Origin of the sequence: Streptomyces sp. NPDC001093 (assembly GCF_040298985.1) — a bacterium.
Classification (GTDB): Bacteria; Actinomycetota; Actinomycetes; order Streptomycetales; family Streptomycetaceae; genus Streptomyces.
Genome location: NZ_JBEPBF010000293.1, coordinates 1 through 1,389 on the forward strand (window position 1 = coordinate 1; position 1,389 = coordinate 1,389).

The 1,389-nt window shown below is 69.0% G+C and carries 2 pseudogenes; both read right to left on the minus strand.

Going from position 1 to position 1,389, the window contains the following annotated elements:
- Positions 1-173: pseudogene (locus tag ABT288_RS49945) on the minus strand (2-oxoacid:ferredoxin oxidoreductase subunit beta); the annotation flags it as partial.
- A gap of 10 nt (positions 174-183) precedes the next feature.
- Positions 184-1,389 (minus strand): annotated as a pseudogene (locus ABT288_RS49950) (2-oxoacid:acceptor oxidoreductase subunit alpha); the annotation flags it as partial.

The window sequence follows — 1,389 nt, forward strand, 5'->3', positions numbered from 1 at the left end:
GTGTTCATGTAGTACGGGAAGCGGGAGGAGCAGCCGATGCCGGAGACGAAGACGATGTTCTCCTTCGCCAGCCCCAGCTCCGGCATGAAGCCCTGAACGGCGGCCAGGATCGCGTAGTCACCACAGCCCGGGCACCAGCGCACCTCCTGGTCCGACTTGAAGTCCTTGGCCATGAGCTTGAGTTCAGTTCGCACGGAGCACCTCCTGCAGAACCTTGGCGAGCTGTTGTGCCTTGAACGGCATGCCGTTGACCTGGTTGTGGGGCACCACGTCGACCAGGTATCGCGCGCGCAGCAGCGTCGTCAGCTGCCCGAGGTTCATCTCGGGCACGACGACTCTCTGGTAGCGCTTGAGAACCTCGCCGAGGTTGGCCGGGAAGGGGTTGAGGTGGCGCAGGTGGGCCTGGGCGATGGACTCGCCGGCCGCCCGCAGCCTGCGGACCGCCGCCGTGATCGGCCCGTACGTCGAGCCCCACCCGAGGACCAGGGTCCTCGCGCCGCCGTGCGGGTCGTCGACCTCGATGTCCGGCACCGCGATGTTGTCGACCTTGGCCTGGCGGGTGCGGACCATGAAGTCGTGGTTGGCCGGGTCGTAGGAGATGTTCCCCGTGCCGTCCTGCTTCTCGATGCCGCCGATGCGGTGCTCCAGACCCGGCGTCCCCGGCACCGCCCACGGCCGCGCCAGGGTCTGCGGGTCCCGCTTGTAGGGCCAGAACACCTCGGTGCCGTCGGCCAGGGTGTGGTTGGGGCCGGAGGCGAACTGCACCCGCAGATCGGGCAGTTCCTCCAGGTCCGGGATCCGCCACGGCTCGGAACCGTTGGCCAGATACCCGTCGGAGAGCAGCATCACCGGGGTGCGGTAGGTCAGCGCGATCCTCGCCGCCTCCAACGCCGCCTCGAAGCAGTCCGCCGGCGTCCTCGGCGCCACGATCGGCACCGGCGCCTCACCGTTACGCCCGAACATCGCCTGCAGCAGATCCGCCTGCTCCGTCTTCGTCGGCAGACCGGTGGAGGGGCCACCGCGCTGGATGTCCACCACCAGCAGCGGCAACTCCAGCGACACCGCCAGCCCGATCGTCTCGCTCTTGAGCGCAACCCCCGGCCCGGAGGTCGTCGTCACCGCGAGCGAGCCACCGAACGCCGCCCCCAAAGCCGCGCCGATCCCCGCGATCTCGTCCTCCGCCTGGAAGGTCCGCACCCCGAAGTTCTTGTGCCGGGACAACTCGTGCAGGATGTCCGAGGCCGGCGTGATCGGATACGAGCCCAGGAACAGCGGCAGATCCGCCTGCTGCGAAGCCGTGATCAGGCCGTAGGCCAGGGCGAGGTTGCCGGAGATGTTGCGGTAGGTGCCGGTCGGGAACGCGGCGGCCGCCGGGGCGACCTCGTAGGA